The sequence below is a fragment of the Variovorax humicola genome, from assembly GCF_037889915.1.
GTDB classification, from domain to species: Bacteria; Pseudomonadota; Gammaproteobacteria; order Burkholderiales; family Burkholderiaceae_C; genus Variovorax; species Variovorax humicola.
In genome coordinates this window covers 1-14,396 of sequence record NZ_JBBKZV010000010.1, presented here as the reverse complement: position 1 = coordinate 14,396, position 14,396 = coordinate 1, and the positions used below count along the sequence as shown (strand labels likewise).

Annotated in this window: 15 protein-coding genes; 8 read left to right on the top strand and 7 right to left on the bottom strand. The window is 66.7% G+C overall.

Features of this window, described 5'->3' with window-relative positions; genetic code table 11:
* The first annotated feature begins 3 nt into the window (after positions 1-3).
* The 8 genes from npdG to WKW80_RS17375 all read left to right on the top strand — a co-directional run bounded on the left by npdG (position 4) and on the right by WKW80_RS17375 (position 8,430).
* Positions 4-666, top strand: coding sequence for an NADPH-dependent F420 reductase (npdG, locus tag WKW80_RS17410; protein ID WP_340364832.1), 663 nt, complete (start codon positions 4-6; stop codon positions 664-666).
* A gap of 17 nt (positions 667-683) precedes the next feature.
* Positions 684-1,454 (top strand): coenzyme F420-0:L-glutamate ligase, encoded by a 771-nt coding sequence (cofE, locus tag WKW80_RS17405; protein ID WP_340364831.1) that lies wholly within the window; start codon positions 684-686, stop codon positions 1,452-1,454.
* Positions 1,455-1,470: 16 nt separating this feature from the next.
* The gene (gene cofD, locus WKW80_RS17400; protein ID WP_340364830.1) at positions 1,471-2,505 is read left to right on the top strand and encodes a 2-phospho-L-lactate transferase; all 1,035 of its coding nucleotides are present in this window, start codon (positions 1,471-1,473) and stop codon (positions 2,503-2,505) included.
* Complete coding sequence (gene cofC, locus WKW80_RS17395; RefSeq protein WP_340364829.1) at positions 2,502-3,305, top strand: 2-phospho-L-lactate guanylyltransferase; 804 nt, start codon at positions 2,502-2,504, stop codon at positions 3,303-3,305. The genes cofD and cofC overlap by 4 nt, the downstream gene beginning before the upstream one ends.
* A gap of 5 nt (positions 3,306-3,310) precedes the next feature.
* Positions 3,311-5,737, top strand: a complete 2,427-nt coding sequence (gene cofH / locus WKW80_RS17390; protein WP_340364828.1) for a 5-amino-6-(D-ribitylamino)uracil--L-tyrosine 4-hydroxyphenyl transferase CofH — start codon at positions 3,311-3,313, stop codon at positions 5,735-5,737.
* A 27-nt stretch (positions 5,738-5,764) separates the two neighbouring features.
* The gene (gene can, locus WKW80_RS17385; RefSeq protein ID WP_340364827.1) at positions 5,765-6,418 is read left to right on the top strand and encodes a carbonate dehydratase; all 654 of its coding nucleotides are present in this window, start codon (positions 5,765-5,767) and stop codon (positions 6,416-6,418) included.
* Positions 6,408-7,121 carry a nitroreductase family protein gene (locus WKW80_RS17380; protein WP_340364826.1) on the top strand — a complete coding sequence of 238 codons (714 nt, stop codon included), beginning with the start codon at positions 6,408-6,410 and terminating at the stop codon, positions 7,119-7,121. Before can ends, WKW80_RS17380 begins: the two co-directional genes overlap by 11 nt.
* 82 nt (positions 7,122-7,203) lie before the next feature.
* The gene (locus WKW80_RS17375) at positions 7,204-8,430 is read left to right on the top strand and encodes a diaminopropionate ammonia-lyase (RefSeq protein WP_340364825.1); all 1,227 of its coding nucleotides are present in this window, start codon (positions 7,204-7,206) and stop codon (positions 8,428-8,430) included.
* A 206-nt stretch (positions 8,431-8,636) separates the two neighbouring features.
* Here the strand turns inward: WKW80_RS17375 and WKW80_RS17370 are convergent, their stop codons facing one another.
* The 7 genes from WKW80_RS17370 to WKW80_RS17340 form a co-directional block, all read right to left on the bottom strand.
* Positions 8,637-9,284 carry a GTP cyclohydrolase II gene (locus tag WKW80_RS17370; protein WP_340364824.1) on the bottom strand — a complete coding sequence of 216 codons (648 nt, stop codon included), beginning with the start codon at positions 9,282-9,284 and terminating at the stop codon, positions 8,637-8,639.
* A 10-nt stretch (positions 9,285-9,294) separates the two neighbouring features.
* On the bottom strand, positions 9,295-9,999 hold the full coding sequence (locus tag WKW80_RS17365) for an ABC transporter ATP-binding protein (protein WP_340364823.1): 705 nt from the start codon (positions 9,997-9,999) through the stop codon (positions 9,295-9,297).
* Complete coding sequence (locus tag WKW80_RS17360; RefSeq protein WP_340364822.1) at positions 9,992-10,786, bottom strand: ABC transporter ATP-binding protein; 795 nt, start codon at positions 10,784-10,786, stop codon at positions 9,992-9,994. The genes WKW80_RS17365 and WKW80_RS17360 overlap by 8 nt, the downstream gene beginning before the upstream one ends.
* A 3-nt stretch (positions 10,787-10,789) precedes the next feature.
* The gene (locus tag WKW80_RS17355; protein ID WP_340364821.1) at positions 10,790-11,905 is read right to left on the bottom strand and encodes a branched-chain amino acid ABC transporter permease; all 1,116 of its coding nucleotides are present in this window, start codon (positions 11,903-11,905) and stop codon (positions 10,790-10,792) included.
* A complete protein-coding gene (locus WKW80_RS17350; RefSeq protein WP_340364820.1) occupies positions 11,902-12,777 on the bottom strand; it encodes a branched-chain amino acid ABC transporter permease in 876 nt (291 codons plus the stop codon). Before WKW80_RS17350 ends, WKW80_RS17355 begins: the two co-directional genes overlap by 4 nt.
* Positions 12,778-12,899: 122 nt before the next feature.
* Positions 12,900-14,054 carry an ABC transporter substrate-binding protein gene (locus WKW80_RS17345; protein WP_340364819.1) on the bottom strand — a complete coding sequence of 385 codons (1,155 nt, stop codon included), beginning with the start codon at positions 14,052-14,054 and terminating at the stop codon, positions 12,900-12,902.
* Between the two features lie 231 nt (positions 14,055-14,285).
* Positions 14,286-14,396 (bottom strand): NAD(P)(+) transhydrogenase (Re/Si-specific) subunit beta (locus WKW80_RS17340; protein ID WP_340364981.1); only part of this gene is annotated, 111 nt, incomplete at its 5' end.

The following is a 14,396-nucleotide window of genomic DNA, read 5'->3' as shown; positions in this document are numbered from 1 at the left end:
GCAATGCAACATCGTCCTACCCTGGCCATCATCGGCGGCACCGGCGCCCTCGGATCCGGCATGGCCATGCGCTGGTCCGCAGCCGGCTATCCGGTGATCGTCGGCTCGCGTTCCGGCGAGAAGGCGCAGGAATCCGCCCAGCAGATCCAGGCCGGCAACGGCGCACCCGCGGCGCGCGGCGACACCAACGTCGGTGCCGCGGCGGCGGCCGACATCGTCGTGCTCGCCGTGCCGTTCTCCAACCATGACGCGATCCTCGAGGAACTGAAGGACGCGGTCGTCGGCAAGATCGTGGTGGACGCCGTGGTGCCGCTGGTGCCGCCCCGCGTGGCACAGGTCCAGTTGCCGCAACAGGGATCTGCCGGCCAGATCGCGCAGGAACGCATCGGCCATTCGGCGCGCGTGGTGTCGGCGTTCCAGAACGTCGGCGCGGCCAAGCTGCAGGCTGGCGGCGCCATCGCATGCGACGTGCTGGTGTGCGGCAATGACAAGGAAGCCCGCGAGGCCGTGATCACGATGGCCGACGCCCTCGGCGTGCGCGGTATCGACGCGGGGCCGATCGCCAACGCAGCCGCGGCCGAAGCGATGACGTCGATCCTGATCGGCATCAACAAGCGCTACAAGGTCGACTGCGCCGGCATCCAGATCACCGGCATTCCCGCCTAGCGGCCGGTCGACTCGCCATGGCAAGCGAACCGGTCACGCTGACGGCACTTCGGGACTTTCCGATGGTCGAGCCCGGCGACGACCTGGCCGGGATGATCATCGACGGCCTGCGGCGCACGGGCATCCAGCCGCGCGACGGTGACGTGCTGGTGCTCGCGCAGAAGATCGTCTCGAAGGCCGAAGGTCGTTATGTCGAGCTGAAAGGCGTCGCACCGTCCGCACGCGCCGTCGAGTTGGCCCGTGCGACCGGCAAGGACCCGCGCATGGTGGAGCTGATCCTGGCCGAAAGCAGCGAGGTCGTGAAGTACGGCCCCGGCGTGCTGGTTGCCGAACATCGGCTCGGCTTCGTGATGGCCAATGCCGGGATCGACCAGTCCAACATCGACCATCCCGACGGCAACGAGCGCGCACTGCTGCTGCCGGAGGATCCCGACGCAGCGTGCGCCGCGATCAAGGCGCACCTCGACGCGGCGTTCGGCGTCGACTTCGGCGTGGTCATCAACGACAGCTTCGGACGCCCGTGGCGCCAGGGCGTGACGGGCGTGGCGCTGGGCGCCGCCGGCCTGCCCGCGCTGCTGAACCTGATCGGCGCACCCGACCTGTTCGGCCGCACGATGCGCATCACCGAAGTGGCGGTGGCCGACGAACTTGCCGCCGCAGCCTCGCTGGTCATGGGGCAGACCGACGCTGGCCGCCCGGTGATCCACGTGCGCGGCATGCGCTGGGATGCGCCGGCGCGTCCGGCCGCCGACCTGCGGCGCCCGCGTCAGCAAGACATGTTCCGATGAACCGAGGCACCGCGCCATGACAACCATCTCTCCCCATCCATCCACTCCAGCCGACACCGCGCCGGCCGGCCGCGTGCTGGCGCTCTGCGGCGGCGTCGGCGGCGCCAAGCTCGCGCTGGGCCTGCAATCGGTCGTCGCTCCGGGCCAGTTGACGCTGGCCGTGAACACCGGCGACGACTTCGAATTCCTCGGCCTGCACATTTCGCCGGACCTGGACACGGTGCTCTACACGCTCGCGGGACTCAACGACACGGCGCGCGGCTGGGGCCGGGCGGACGAGACCTGGAACTTCATGGCGACGCTCAGGGAACTCGGCGCCGAAGACTGGTTCTCGCTGGGCGATCGCGATCTCGCCGTTCACCTGGAGCGCACGCGCCGCCTGCGTGCCGGCGAGACGCTGACCGATGTCATGGGCGATCTGGCACGCCGCACCGGCGTGAACGCCAGGCTGCTGCCGATGACCGATTCGCCATTGCGAACCGTCGTGCACACGCCCGCGGGCGAACTGCCGTTCCAGCACTACTTCGTCAAGCACCGCTGCGAACCTGTCGTGACCGGCATCTCCTTCGCGGGGGCCAGCCAGGCGGTGGCCAACCCTGCGCTGAGGCAGGCGCTGGCCGATCCCGGGCTGACGGCCATCGTCGTGTGCCCCTCCAACCCGTTCCTGAGCATCGACCCGATCCTCTCGGTGCGCGGTCTTCGCGCGGCACTGCAGGACAGCATGGCGCCGATCGTGGTCGTCTCGCCCCTGGTCGGCGGCCAGGCGGTGAAGGGGCCGACCGCCAAGATCATGGGCGAGCTGGGACTCGACGTGAACTCGCAGGGCATTGCCGAACACTACGCCGGCCTGATCGACGGCATGGTCATCGACACCAGCGACGCGGCCGACGCAGCGGGGCTCGGCATCCCGGTGCATGTCACCCGGACCCTCATGCGCAGCACCGAAGACAAATGCAGCCTGGCGCGCGAGGTGCTGGCCTTTGCCGCATCGATGCGCCTGCCTTCCAGGACCGAAGCACCAGGGGCAAGCCTGTGCAAGGAGGTCCGATGACCGATTCCCGCCTGTGGGCCGTGGTCCCCGTCAAGCCGTTCGCCTGCGCGAAGCAGCGCCTGGCGCCGCTCCTGGGTGCGGGCGAGCGGGCCGCGCTGGCGCGCGCGATGTTCACGGACGTGCTCGAGGTCGTGTTGAACAGCCCTTGCCTCGGCGGGACGCTGGTCATCACGAGCGACGACGATGCCGCGGCCATCGCGCGCCGCGCTGGCGCGGCCGTGCTGCCTGAAACGCCGGCCGCTGCACCGCGGCCCGCCGGCCTGGTGCAGGCGGTACGACAGGCGGCGCGCGTGCTCGCCGCCGAACGGGCCGCCGGCATGCTCGTGGTGCCGGCCGACCTGCCTTCGATCCAGCGTTCGGACATCGAGCGGATCGCGCTCGGGCATGGCAGCGCGCCAACGGTCACGCTCGTCGGAGCGGCCAAGGACGGCGGTACGAACGCCTTGGCATGCTCGCCGCCGGACCTGCTGCCGATCTGCTTCGGCGACGACAGCTTTCGACGCCATCACGCGGCCTCGATGGCGCTTGGCGTGGTGCCGAAGATCCCGGTGCTGCCGCGCTTCGGGCGCGACATCGACCGCCCGGGAGACCTGTACGCCTTCCTCGAGCAACCGTCGACCACGCGCGCGTTTGCCTATCTCACCGACAGCGGGATTGCCCGGCGTCTGCTCGAACTGCGCGAGTTACCCGGGCTGCGCAAACTGCCCGAACCGCGCCTGCCCCAGCGCGCGCCGGAGCGGGCCCCCAACTGCTTCAGCGCATTCACCTTCGGCGCAACCGCCGCACTCTCACCGGAGTAAGAGACATGCCCATCGCCCTGCCAATGCCCACGCCGCAAAGCCGGCTCTCGCACGAAGAGGCCCGCATGCTGCCCGGCTTCACCTCCGAGGCCCTGATGCCCACCGCCGCCGCGCGGCGGGACGCCGCCCACGGCCCGGTCGTGAGCTACTCGCGCAAGGTCTTCATCCCGCTCACCCAGCTGTGCCGCGACGTGTGCCACTACTGCACCTTCGCCCACGCGCCGCGCAAGGGCGAGGCGCCCTACCTGTCGCTCGAGAAGGTGCTCGAGATCGCCCGCGCCGGCGCGGCGGCCGGCTGCAAGGAAGCGCTGTTCACCCTGGGCGACAAGCCCGAGCTGCGCTATCACGCGGCGCGCGATGCGCTCGCCGAAATGGGGCACGCGACCACGCTCTCCTACCTCGCCGAGGCCGCACGCGCGGTGTACGCCGAAACCGGATTGCTGCCCCATGTGAATCCCGGCCTGCTCGATCTCGACGACCTGCGTGCGCTGCGCGCGGTCTCCATCTCGCAGGGGATCATGCTCGAGAGCAGCTCGCAACGCCTGTGCGAACGCGGTGGACCGCACTTCGGCTCTCCGGACAAGGACCCGGCGGCACGCCTGAAGACCATCGAGCTGGCAGGACAGGCTGGCGTGCCCTTCACCACCGGCATCCTGATCGGCATCGGCGAGACCCGCGACGAGCGCATCGACGCGCTGCTCGCGCTGCGCGACCTGCAAGACCGCTACGGCCATCTCCAGGAAATCATCATCCAGAACTTCCGGCCCAAGGTCGGGACGCTGATGGTCGACGCACCCGTCCCCTCGCTCGAAGAGCATCTGTGGACCATTGCTGCCGCGCGGCTGATCTTCGATCCGTCGATGAACATCCAGGCGCCGCCGAACCTGCGTCCCGGCGCGCTGCGTCCGCTGCTCGATGCGGGCATCAACGACTGGGGCGGGGTCTCGCCCGTCACGCCGGACCACGTGAACCCGGAAGCGCCCTGGCCGCATCTCGACGCATTGGCCAAGGCGACCCGCGCCGGCGGCATGGAGCTGACGGAACGCCTCGCGATCTATCCCGCCTATGCGCGTGACCTCGACCGCTGGGTCGACCCGACGTTCCGTACGCCGCTGCTGCACCGCCTGGACAGCGACGGGTTCCCGCGCACCGACAGCTGGTCGCCCGGCGCGCAGGAACCACCACCGCAGGCCGATCTGCAACGCATTGGCGGAAAGCCAGCGCCGAAGGCGGGCAGCGAGGTCGAACGCATCCTCGAACGTGCCCGGGCAGGCCGCACCTTGAGCGAGGCCGAGATCGTGCGGCTGTTCCGCGTGCGGGGCGAAGAGTTCACCGCCGTCTGCGCAGCCGCCGACGCACTGCGCCGCGAAATGAACGGCGACGTCGTCAGCTTCGCGGTCAACCGCAACATCAACTACACCAACATCTGCAGCTACCGCTGCCAGTTCTGCGCGTTCGCAAAAGGCAAGACCTCGGAAGATCTGCGCGGCAAGCCCTACGACCTGCCGCTGGAGGAAATCCAGCGCCGCGTGCGCGAGGCATGGGACCGCGGCGCCACCGAGGTGTGCATGCAGGGCGGCATCCACCCTTCGTACACCGGCGCCACCTATCTCGAGATCTGCCGCGCCGTGAAGGCGACCGCACCCGACATGCACGTGCACGCGTTCTCTCCGCTCGAAGTCTGGCAGGGCGCGAAGACGCTGGGCCTGCCGCTGCGCGACTACCTGGCGCAGCTCAAGGACGCGGGGCTGGGCACGCTGCCCGGCACGGCTGCGGAAATTCTCGACGACGAAGTGCGCAAGGTGCTCTGCCACGACAAGGTCAACACGCAACAGTGGCTCGAAGTGATGCGCACCGCGCACGGGCTGGGCCTTCGCAGCACCTCGACGATCATGTTCGGCCACATGGAAAGGTTCGAGCACTGGGCGCGCCACCTGCTGCACCTGCGTGCGTTGCAGATCGAGACGGGCGGCATCACCGAGTTCGTGCCGCTGCCTTTCGTGCACATGGAATCGCCGATCTATCGCAAGGGCAACGCGCGGCGCGGTCCGTCGTTCCGCGAGACCGTGCTGATGCACGCCGTGGGTCGCCTGGCGCTGCATCCGGTCATACCGAACATCCAGGCATCGTGGGTCAAGCTCGGTGCGCAGGGCGTGAAGGCCTGCCTCGACGCCGGCGTGAACGACATGGGCGGCACGCTCATGAACGAAACCATCTCGCGCGCAGCGGGCGCGGCGCACGGCCAGGAGATGACGGCCATGGACATGGAGGCCATGCTGCGCGCGATGGGCCGCGTCCCGCGCCAGCGCACCACGGCCTACGGCACGCCGCCGGCCCACATCATGGCGAAGGCGCGCGCAGTCACCACACCGGTCGAACCCGTGCGCATCGATTTCCGCAAGCGCGCGCCCGCGGGCAGCTGCGTGGCCTGAAGCACTGGTATCCGGAGCGATTCAAGCATGGGACAACTCGATCATCTGCTGCAGAGCAACCAGGACTGGGCCGCGGCCGTGCGGGCGCGCGACCCGGCCTTCTTCGACCGGCTGGCCGCGCAGCAGTTGCCGGCCTACTTCTGGGTCGGCTGCTCGGACAGCCGGGTTCCCGCGAACACGATCGTCGACCTGCCTCCGGGCGAAATCTTCGTGCACCGCAACGTGGCCAACATGGTCAAGCATTCGGACATGAACTGCCTGTCGGCGATGCAGTTCGCGGTCGACATGCTGAAGGTCCGCCACATCATCGTCTGCGGGCACTATGGCTGCAGCGGGGTCAAGGCGGTACTGTCGAACGTACGGCTCGGCCTGGTGGACAACTGGCTGGCCCAGATGCGTGTGACCCGCGACAAGCACATCGCCAAGCTCGATGAATGCACCGACGAACAGGCGCGGCACGACATGCTGTGCGAACTGAACGTCATCGACCAGGTGGCCAACACCTGCGAGAGCACGGTCGTGCAGACCGCATGGCGGCGCGGACAGGACCTCACCGTTCATGGCTGGATCTACGGGTTGACCGACGGCCGCATCCGCGATCTGGAGGTGTCACAGCAAGGGCCACAGGCGATCCGGACGCGGCCGCCCGAACGCACGCGGAGCGAACTCCATGGCGTATGAGACCTGCGAGGCAATGGCCGAAGTGACAGTGCCACCGCGCGCCGGGCTGCAGGGCAGCATGCGGCGTTCCGTACGCCGCTACCTGCCCGACCCGATTCCGAAGGCGCTCGTCGACCGCCTGCTGGAAGCCGCCATCACCGCACCTTCGGCGCACAACCGGCAGCCATGGCGCTTCGCCGTCGCGCATTCGCTGCCGCAGCGCGCGAAGCTGGCGCGCGCCATGGGCGACCGCTTGCGCAAGGATCGTCAGCGGGACAAGGACGCCATCGCCGACATCGAGGCCGATGTGGCGAGGTCCTTCGCGCGCATCACCGGCGCCGCCGCTGTGATCATCGTGAGCCTCAGCATGGAGCACATGGATGTCTATCCCGACGCGCTGCGCAACCGCTACGAACACCAGATGGCGATCCAGAGCACGGCGATGGCCGGGCAGAACCTGCTGCTGGCCGCGCATGCCGCGGGCCTGGGTGCCTGCTGGCTGTGCGCGCCGATGTTCTGCGCCGACACCGTACGGGGGGCGCTGGGCATGCCCGCGCATTGGGAGCCGCAGGGGATGATCACCCTCGGCTACCCGCTCGATGCGGGCAAGCCCTTCGTCCGCAGGCCGTTGTCCGCGGTGGCAATGCACCTGGACGACATGGCGAACGGTTGCGTCGCGCACGCCCAAGCCGCCCAAGCCGCCCAAGCCGCCCAAGCCGCCTAAGCCGCCTAAGCCGGCATCCGCCCCTCCCCGTCCACCCTCCGAACCAAACCCCGATCCCCCAACTTCACTTTCAAGGCCTCCCATGCTCGTCGAGAACAGATCCGCAAACCGCGTCCCCTACAGCAGCAGCCTTCGCGCCATCATGAGCATTGCCAAGGCGCAGGAAAGCCGGCAATGGCTGTCGCATTGGCCAGAACTCACGCGCGAGGCGACGCCGCTGATCGCGCTCCCTGGACTGGCGCGCACGCTCGGCGTCGCGAGGATCGACATCAAGGACGAATCGAAGCGCGCATCGCTGTGCAGCTTCAAGGCGCTCGGTGCGCCGATTGCGCTGATCCGCCTGATCCAGCGCATGTGGCCGGAGCAGAAGTTCGAGGCCCGGGAACTTTTCCTCGGCAAGCACGCAGCGCATCTGCGCGACTTCACCGTCATCAGCGCCACGGACGGCAACCATGGCCGCGCACTCGCCGCCGCAGCGCACGCCATCGGCTGCCGCTGCGTGATCGTGCTGCACAAGAACGTCAGCATGGAGCGAGAAAGCGCGATCGCGGCGCACGGCGCCAGGATCGTCCGCATCGCCGGCAACTACGACGCGTCGGTCGAGGAAGCCGCGCGCCTGGCCAGCGACAACCGGTGGTACGTGGTCTCCGACACTTCGTACGACGGCTACGAGGACATCCCCCGCGACGTGATGCAGGGTTACGGCACGATTGCCGCGGAGATCCTCGAACAGCGCAACGTCCGGCAGGGCGACGCCAGCGCCTACACCCACGTGTTCCTCCAGGGCGGCGTGGGCGGGCTGGCCGCCGGGATCGCCAGCTACCTGTGCGAGCAGCATGGCAAGGACCGTCCGACCATGGTCATCGTCGAGCCCGAGCAGGCCGACTGCCTCTACCAGAGCGCGATTGCAGGGCGCGCCGCCAACGCCACCGGCTCCGTCGACTCGGTGATGGCCGGCCTGGCCTGCGGCGAGACATCGCCGCTGGCGTGGCGCTTCCTGCAGCCCTCGATCGATTTCTTCATGACCATCCAGGACGACGAGGCGGTCGATGCCATGCGCCTCCTCGCCCGCGCCGAAGCCAGCGACATTCCCGTCGTCAGCGGTGAATCGGGCGCGGCCGGCCTCGCGGGCCTGGCCCACCTGCTGCGAGACCCCGACCTGCGCCGCAAGACAGGGCTCGGCGCGGACTCGACGATCCTGCTGATCAACACCGAAGGCGCCACCGCACCGGCGGTCTACCGGGAGCTGGTCGGCAAGTCGGCCGAGGACGTGATGGCCGCGCAGGAGAAGTGGCTCGAACGGGCGTGAATCGCGGGCTGCGTCGCATCGCTGCGCGCGGCTGCCTTGAACTCATGGGGCTTGGTGTTCAAGACCATGAGAACCAGCTTGCGAACCCTCGTGCTTTCGAACACGAAGTCGCGTGAGGCATTGAATGCCTCGGCTGGACCGCGCGCCTCAAACGATGATCTCTCGCCGCGTCAGCGCCCGAAGGCCATCTGGACGCGCGCCACGCTTCAATGCACCGCAACAACTTCCTCGTTGCGGCAAGCCGGCTCCAGATCGAGCCAATGCCGCGCGAGCTTCGCCTTGGCATCGAGATAGCGCTGGTTGTAGGCGGTCTGGAACGTGCCGGTGGGCACGATCCCCACCACGTCCAGCCCGGCGTCGGCGAGCTGCCGTTGCTTCTCGGGATTGTTGGTGATCAGCCGCAAGCGCCGCACCCCGAGCGCCTGTAGCATCTGCGCGGCACACGTGAAGTCGCGCCCGTCTCGCGGCAGCGACAGGTATTCGTTCGCCGCAAAGGTGTCCAGCCCCTGGTCCTGCAGGCGATAGGCATCGATCTTGGAATACAAACCGATGCCGCGACCCTCTTGCCGCAGGTACACGATCAACCCTCCCTCCGCGGCGACCATGGCTTTCGCCTGCTCGAGTTGCGCGCCGCAATCGCAGCGCTGCGAGCGGAACAGGTCGCCCGTGATGCATTCGGAGTGAATGCGAACCAGAGGCGCCGGATCCGCATGGATATCACCAAAGCGCAGGACGAAATGTTCCTGCTGCCTGGCGAACCCGGTGAAGGTGATCAGCGTCGCCGGTCCATCGCAGCCATCCATCGGCAGCGAAATCTGCGTGCGTATGGCAACGGACGGCTCGACGCTGCACATGCTCGCAGCCTCAGGCGCCGAGGTAAGCCTTGCGGACATGCGGATCGTCGATCATGTCCTTGCCCGTCCCCTCGAGCGCGAGGGAACCAGACTCGTACAGATAGGCACGGTCGCACATGTCCAGCGCCGCGTAGGCGTTCTGCTCCACCATCAGTACGGTCGCGCCATCCGCCCTGACCTGGCGGATGATCTCCAGCGTCTTCTCGACGAAATTCGGGGCCAGGCCCAGGGAAGGCTCGTCGAACAATGCCAGCTTGGGACGCGACATCAGCGCACGGCAGATGGCCAGCATCTGCTGCTCGCCGCCCGACAGCGTGCCCGCCATCTGGTTGCGGCGCTCCGCCAGCCGGGTGAAGGTGCCGAACATGCGTTCCATGTCGGACTTGATGCCGGCCTTGTCCTTGCGACGATAGGCACCGATCTCCAGGTTTTCCTGGATCGTCATCTGCGGAAACACGCGCCTGCCTTCGGGGCAATGCGCGATGCCCATCGACAGGATGCGCTGCGCCGATGCGCGCGTGATGTCTTCGCCCTCGAAGCGGATGGTGCCGCTCGACGGGGGCAGCAGGCCCGAGATGGCTTTCAGCGTGGACGACTTGCCGGCCCCATTGGCGCCGATGATGGTCACCAACTCGCCCTTGCGGACTTTCAGGGAGACGCCCTTGACCGCGTCGACCTTGCCGTAGCGGCAGACGATGTTGTCGATTTCAAGCATGCTTGACTCCCTGCCCGAGATAGGCGCGAATGACTTCGGGGTTGGCCTGGATTTCGGCGGGCGAGCCGTTGGCGATGATCTTTCCGTAGTTGAGCACCACGATGCGGTCCGACACGCCCATGACCAGCGGCATGTCGTGCTCGACCAGCAGGATCGAGATGCCGCGCTGCCGGATCCTGGTCAACAGCGACATGAACTCCGCCGTTTCCGAAGGATTCATCCCGGCCGCAGGCTCGTCGAGCAGCAGCATGTTCGGACCCGCGGCCAATGCCACGGCCACGCCCAGCAGGCGCTGCTCGCCATACGGCAGCGAGCCCCCCAGTTCGTCCGCACGGTGGGCGATGCCGACGAAGTCGAGGATCTCCCATGCGGACTCACGCAGCCGGGCCTCCTCGCGGCGCAGGCTCGGCAGCGCAAGCAGCGTGGCCCAGGCCGAGATGCTGCCGTGCCGATGCATGCCCGTGAGGACGTTCTCGAACACCGTGTTGGACGAGAAGAGACTGGTCTTCTGGAACGTGCGCACCAGCCCCGTGCTTGCCACCTGATGCGGCTTGAGGGTGTGCAGCGGCGCGCCGCGGAAGTGCACCTCGCCCTTGGTCGGACGCAGGAAGCCGGTGACCACGTTGAACGCGGTCGTCTTGCCGGCACCGTTCGGACCGATCAGGCTGACCAGTTCACCTTCCTTCACGCCGAAGCTCATGTCGGAGATCGCCACCAGCCCACCGAAGCGCACTGCGACGTGCTCGATGGACAGGATGGGTTTCGAGACCTTCGTTGCCTGTGTCATGTCTTATTCCCGGGTGATGGCCTTGACCGACAGGGTGGCCTTGCGTGCGGAGGAGTTCCAGCTCGCGGGCTGTCCGACCGAAGACTTCACCGTGGAGAGTGGCTTGGCGCGCACGTGCCGCGGCGACGAGCCTGTCTTCCTGTTCCACCAGTCCGAGACCGCCGGTACGATGCCTCGCGGCAAGAAAAATACGACCAGGATCATGGCCACGCCATACACGATCCATTGCAGCTCGGGCGCCGCGACGGCGCGCAGTCCGACCGGCAGTACGCCGAAGATCACCCCGCCGACGATCGGGCCCGCCAGCGTGCCCTTGCCTCCCGTGACCACCATGATCACCATCGTCACCGTGTAGATGAAAAGGAAGATGTCCGGATCGATGATGCGGATGTAGTGCGCATAGAGCGCGCCCGCGGCGCCGCCCAGCGCGGCGGAGACCACCGCGGCGAACACGAGGTAGCGGGTGACGTCGATGCCCACCGAGGTCGCCAGCGATTCGTTCTCGCGCAGCGCGATCATGGCCCGTCCCGTACGCGAGTTCACGATGCGCCGGATCAGCAACCACGAGATCAGGCCCAGCCCCGCCACCAGGTAGTAGTTCGGCGTCTTGGCCAGGAACACCGCTTCGCCCAGTCCTGGAAGGTTGTAGCCAAGCGGCGGGATGTTGCTCAGCGCCAGCGGCCCTTGCGTGAGGTCGACCCAGTTCAGTGCCACCAGCCGCACCACCTCGGCAAAGCTGATGGTGACGATCACGAAGTAAGAGCCCCGAATCTTGAACGAGAGCTTGCCGATCACGAAGCCACAAGCCCCGGCGACGATCGTGCCCAGCACGACGCCGATCACCGGGTGCCACGGCTCGTGGACGATTCGGGCATCGCCCCAGAACACGGGAATGTCGAAGCCCAGGGCGGTGAGCGCGCTCGTGTACGCACCGATGCCGAAGAAGGCAATGTGGCCGAGGCTGAGCTGGCCGGTGAAGCCGAGCAGCAGGTTCAGGCTCATGGCGCCGACAATGAAGATGCCGGTCGTGATGATCACATGCAGGTAGTACTGGTCCGTGACCCACAGGGGCACCGTCAGCAGTACGCCGACCAGCAAGATGGTTCCGAGGTTTTTCATCCGATCCGCTCCCCGCGGGCATAGAACAGCCCGGTCGGTTTGAACATGAGTACAAGAATGATGAGGATGAACCCCATCGCGTCGCGGTATCCGGACGAGATGTAGCCGGAACCGAGTTCCTCCGCGAAGGCCAGGATGAACCCGCCGATGGCCGCGCCCTCGATGCTGCCCAGTCCACCCATGATGACGATGGCGAACGCCTTGAGCGCCGCCATGTTGCCCATGGTCGTCGTGACGACGAAGACCGGGCCGAGCAGCGAGCCCGCGGCCGCCGCCAGGCCGGAGCCCAGCGCAAACGTTGCGGTGTAGATCGCGTTGACGTTGATGCCCATCAGCGAGGCCGTATCACGGTCCTGGAAAGTCGCGCGCATCGCCTTGCCCAGCGAGCTCTTCTGGATCAGCAGATAGGTCACGCCGATCAGCAGCAAGGCCGCTACCAGCACGAAGATGCGCAGCCAGGAGATCGACACCGGTCCGATCACCAGCGGCTCGGTCGGGAAAGGCGTGACCACCGACTTGGCGACGCCACCCCAGACGATGAGGGCGACGTTCTGCATCGTGATCCAGCAGCCGATCATCACGACCATGGTGGAGTCGATGTCGGCACCCCGCATTCGCCGCAGGATCAGACGCTCGATCAGCGCGCCGACCAGAACGCCGAGGACGATGGCCATCGCGATCGCGACGAAGAAATTCCATCCCAGGCCCGAGACGAAGTAATAGGCCATGAAGGCGCCGAACGCATAGAGCTCTCCATGCGTGAAGTTGACGACCTTCATGATCCCGAGGATCAGCGTCAAACCGATCCCGAGCAGGGCGTAGGTGCCCCCCAGGATCAGTGCATTTGCGATGTGCTGTAGGAGTTGGTCCACTTTGTTTGCTCACGTGCGCGAGGGGTGTTGAACACTTGGGCGTTGCCGCGCCCGCCAGCCGGGCGGATGCGCAGCCGCCCGAAGCCCTCAGGCCAGTCGGGCGCGAGTCCGGGCAGGCCTGCTTACTTGACCGACACGATCTTTCCGCTGTCGATCTTCACGAGACTCATCTGCGGCATGCTTTGCGCGCTCTCCTTGCCTTCCGGTCCGACCTTGGCGAAGGCGATCTTTCCGGTCAGGCCCGTCAGGTCGACCTTCCAGAGGGCGTCGCGGATCTTCTCGGCATCCGTGGCGCCGCTCTTTCCGATGGCCGCGGCGATGGCAGCAATGCCGTCATACCCGCGCGAGCCTTCGGTCATGCCGGCCGGATCCAGGCCACGCTTCTTCCATTCGGCAATGAAGACCTTGGTCAATTCGGGATCGGCAGCCACTTCCGGAAACCACGGCGAGAAGATCACGCTGTGAATCGAACCGTTTGCCGCGGAACCGGCCTGCTCGATCAGTTGGTCGGGGTTCTGCGATCCACCCGTCGTGATGATCTGGCGCTTCAGGCCCAGCGATTGCACCTGCTTCAGCACGAGCGTCAGTTGTTCGACGGCCGTCGTGACGAAGAGCGTGTCGGCATCGGAGCCCTTGATGCGCGACAACTGGGCCGACATGTCCTGCGCCGCGGCGTCCATCAGCTCGACGCGACCGATGGTCGCACCTTCCTTCTTCAGCATTTCGCCGAACGCGTCGGACGCACCGCGACCCCAGTCGTTGTTCACGACCAGGAAGTCGGCCTTGCGGATATGAAGCTGGCCGACATGCCGGGTGAAGCTCTTGGCCTCCATGCCGCTGGTCGGGCTGATGCGAAACACGTAGGGATTGCCCAGCTGGGTGATCTTGTCCGCGCTCGAAGTCTCGACCAGCATCGGCACCTTGTATTCCATCAGCTTGGGCATGACGGCCAGCGTGTAGGTGGAACTCCACGCCCCCATGATGACCGGCACCTTGTCGCGCACGATCAACTTTTCCGCCGCGTTGGCGGCCTCGGTGGGGTTGCTCTTGCTGTCCTCGATGACCAGCTCGATCTTCATGCCGTTGACGCCACCCTTGGCATTGATGGCGTCGGCGGCGATCTTTGCGCCGTTCGTCACGAAGTTGCCCGATGCCGCCACAACACCTGTGAGCGGCTGGTTCACGCCGATCTTGATGACGTTCGTCTGGGCATTCGCTGTGCAGGCAGCGCACAGGGCTGCTGCGATCAAACCGGGCTTCAAGCGGGGGAATTTCATCTTTTGCTCCTGGTGGTGAGGTGTGGCGCCTGACGGAATTATCAGAGCTAACACTCTATCTATCTAACAATAGGATGACTGTATATTAGTAACTTCATTGGACTCTCATGGTTTCTACCAGTGAGGGTCCGGAAGGCCTGATGCAGTGCTGTTGTCTCGCGCGTCCCGTGCGGGGGCGCGTCTGCCTTGCGGCTGGAAAGGCGGGCGTTCGCCGCCCGATGCGGCAGTCGATTACTCGATCGCCTTGCCCATGTCCTCGACCACCTTCTTGGCGTCGCCGAAGACCATCATGGTCTTGTCCATGTAGAACAGCTCGTTGTCCAGCCCGGCGTAGCCCGCGGC

Excerpts from the sequence above, each read along its gene's own strand:
- can (WP_340364827.1), top strand. The coding sequence starts at position 5,765 with ATGGGACAACTCGATCATCTGCTGCAGAGCAACCAGGACTGGGCCGCG.
- cofD (WP_340364830.1), top strand. The coding sequence starts at position 1,471 with ATGACAACCATCTCTCCCCATCCATCCACTCCAGCCGACACCGCGCCG.
- cofE (WP_340364831.1), top strand. The coding sequence starts at position 684 with ATGGCAAGCGAACCGGTCACGCTGACGGCACTTCGGGACTTTCCGATG.
- WKW80_RS17345 (WP_340364819.1), bottom strand. The coding sequence starts at position 14,054 with ATGAAATTCCCCCGCTTGAAGCCCGGTTTGATCGCAGCAGCCCTGTGC.
- WKW80_RS17370 (WP_340364824.1), bottom strand. The coding sequence starts at position 9,284 with ATGTGCAGCGTCGAGCCGTCCGTTGCCATACGCACGCAGATTTCGCTG.
- cofH (WP_340364828.1), top strand. The coding sequence starts at position 3,311 with ATGCCCATCGCCCTGCCAATGCCCACGCCGCAAAGCCGGCTCTCGCAC.
- WKW80_RS17360 (WP_340364822.1), bottom strand. The coding sequence starts at position 10,786 with ATGACACAGGCAACGAAGGTCTCGAAACCCATCCTGTCCATCGAGCAC.
- WKW80_RS17380 (WP_340364826.1), top strand. The coding sequence starts at position 6,408 with ATGGCGTATGAGACCTGCGAGGCAATGGCCGAAGTGACAGTGCCACCG.
- WKW80_RS17375 (WP_340364825.1), top strand. The coding sequence starts at position 7,204 with ATGCTCGTCGAGAACAGATCCGCAAACCGCGTCCCCTACAGCAGCAGC.
- WKW80_RS17365 (WP_340364823.1), bottom strand. The coding sequence starts at position 9,999 with ATGCTTGAAATCGACAACATCGTCTGCCGCTACGGCAAGGTCGACGCG.
- cofC (WP_340364829.1), top strand. The coding sequence starts at position 2,502 with ATGACCGATTCCCGCCTGTGGGCCGTGGTCCCCGTCAAGCCGTTCGCC.
- npdG (WP_340364832.1), top strand. The coding sequence starts at position 4 with ATGCAACATCGTCCTACCCTGGCCATCATCGGCGGCACCGGCGCCCTC.
- WKW80_RS17355 (WP_340364821.1), bottom strand. The coding sequence starts at position 11,905 with ATGAAAAACCTCGGAACCATCTTGCTGGTCGGCGTACTGCTGACGGTG.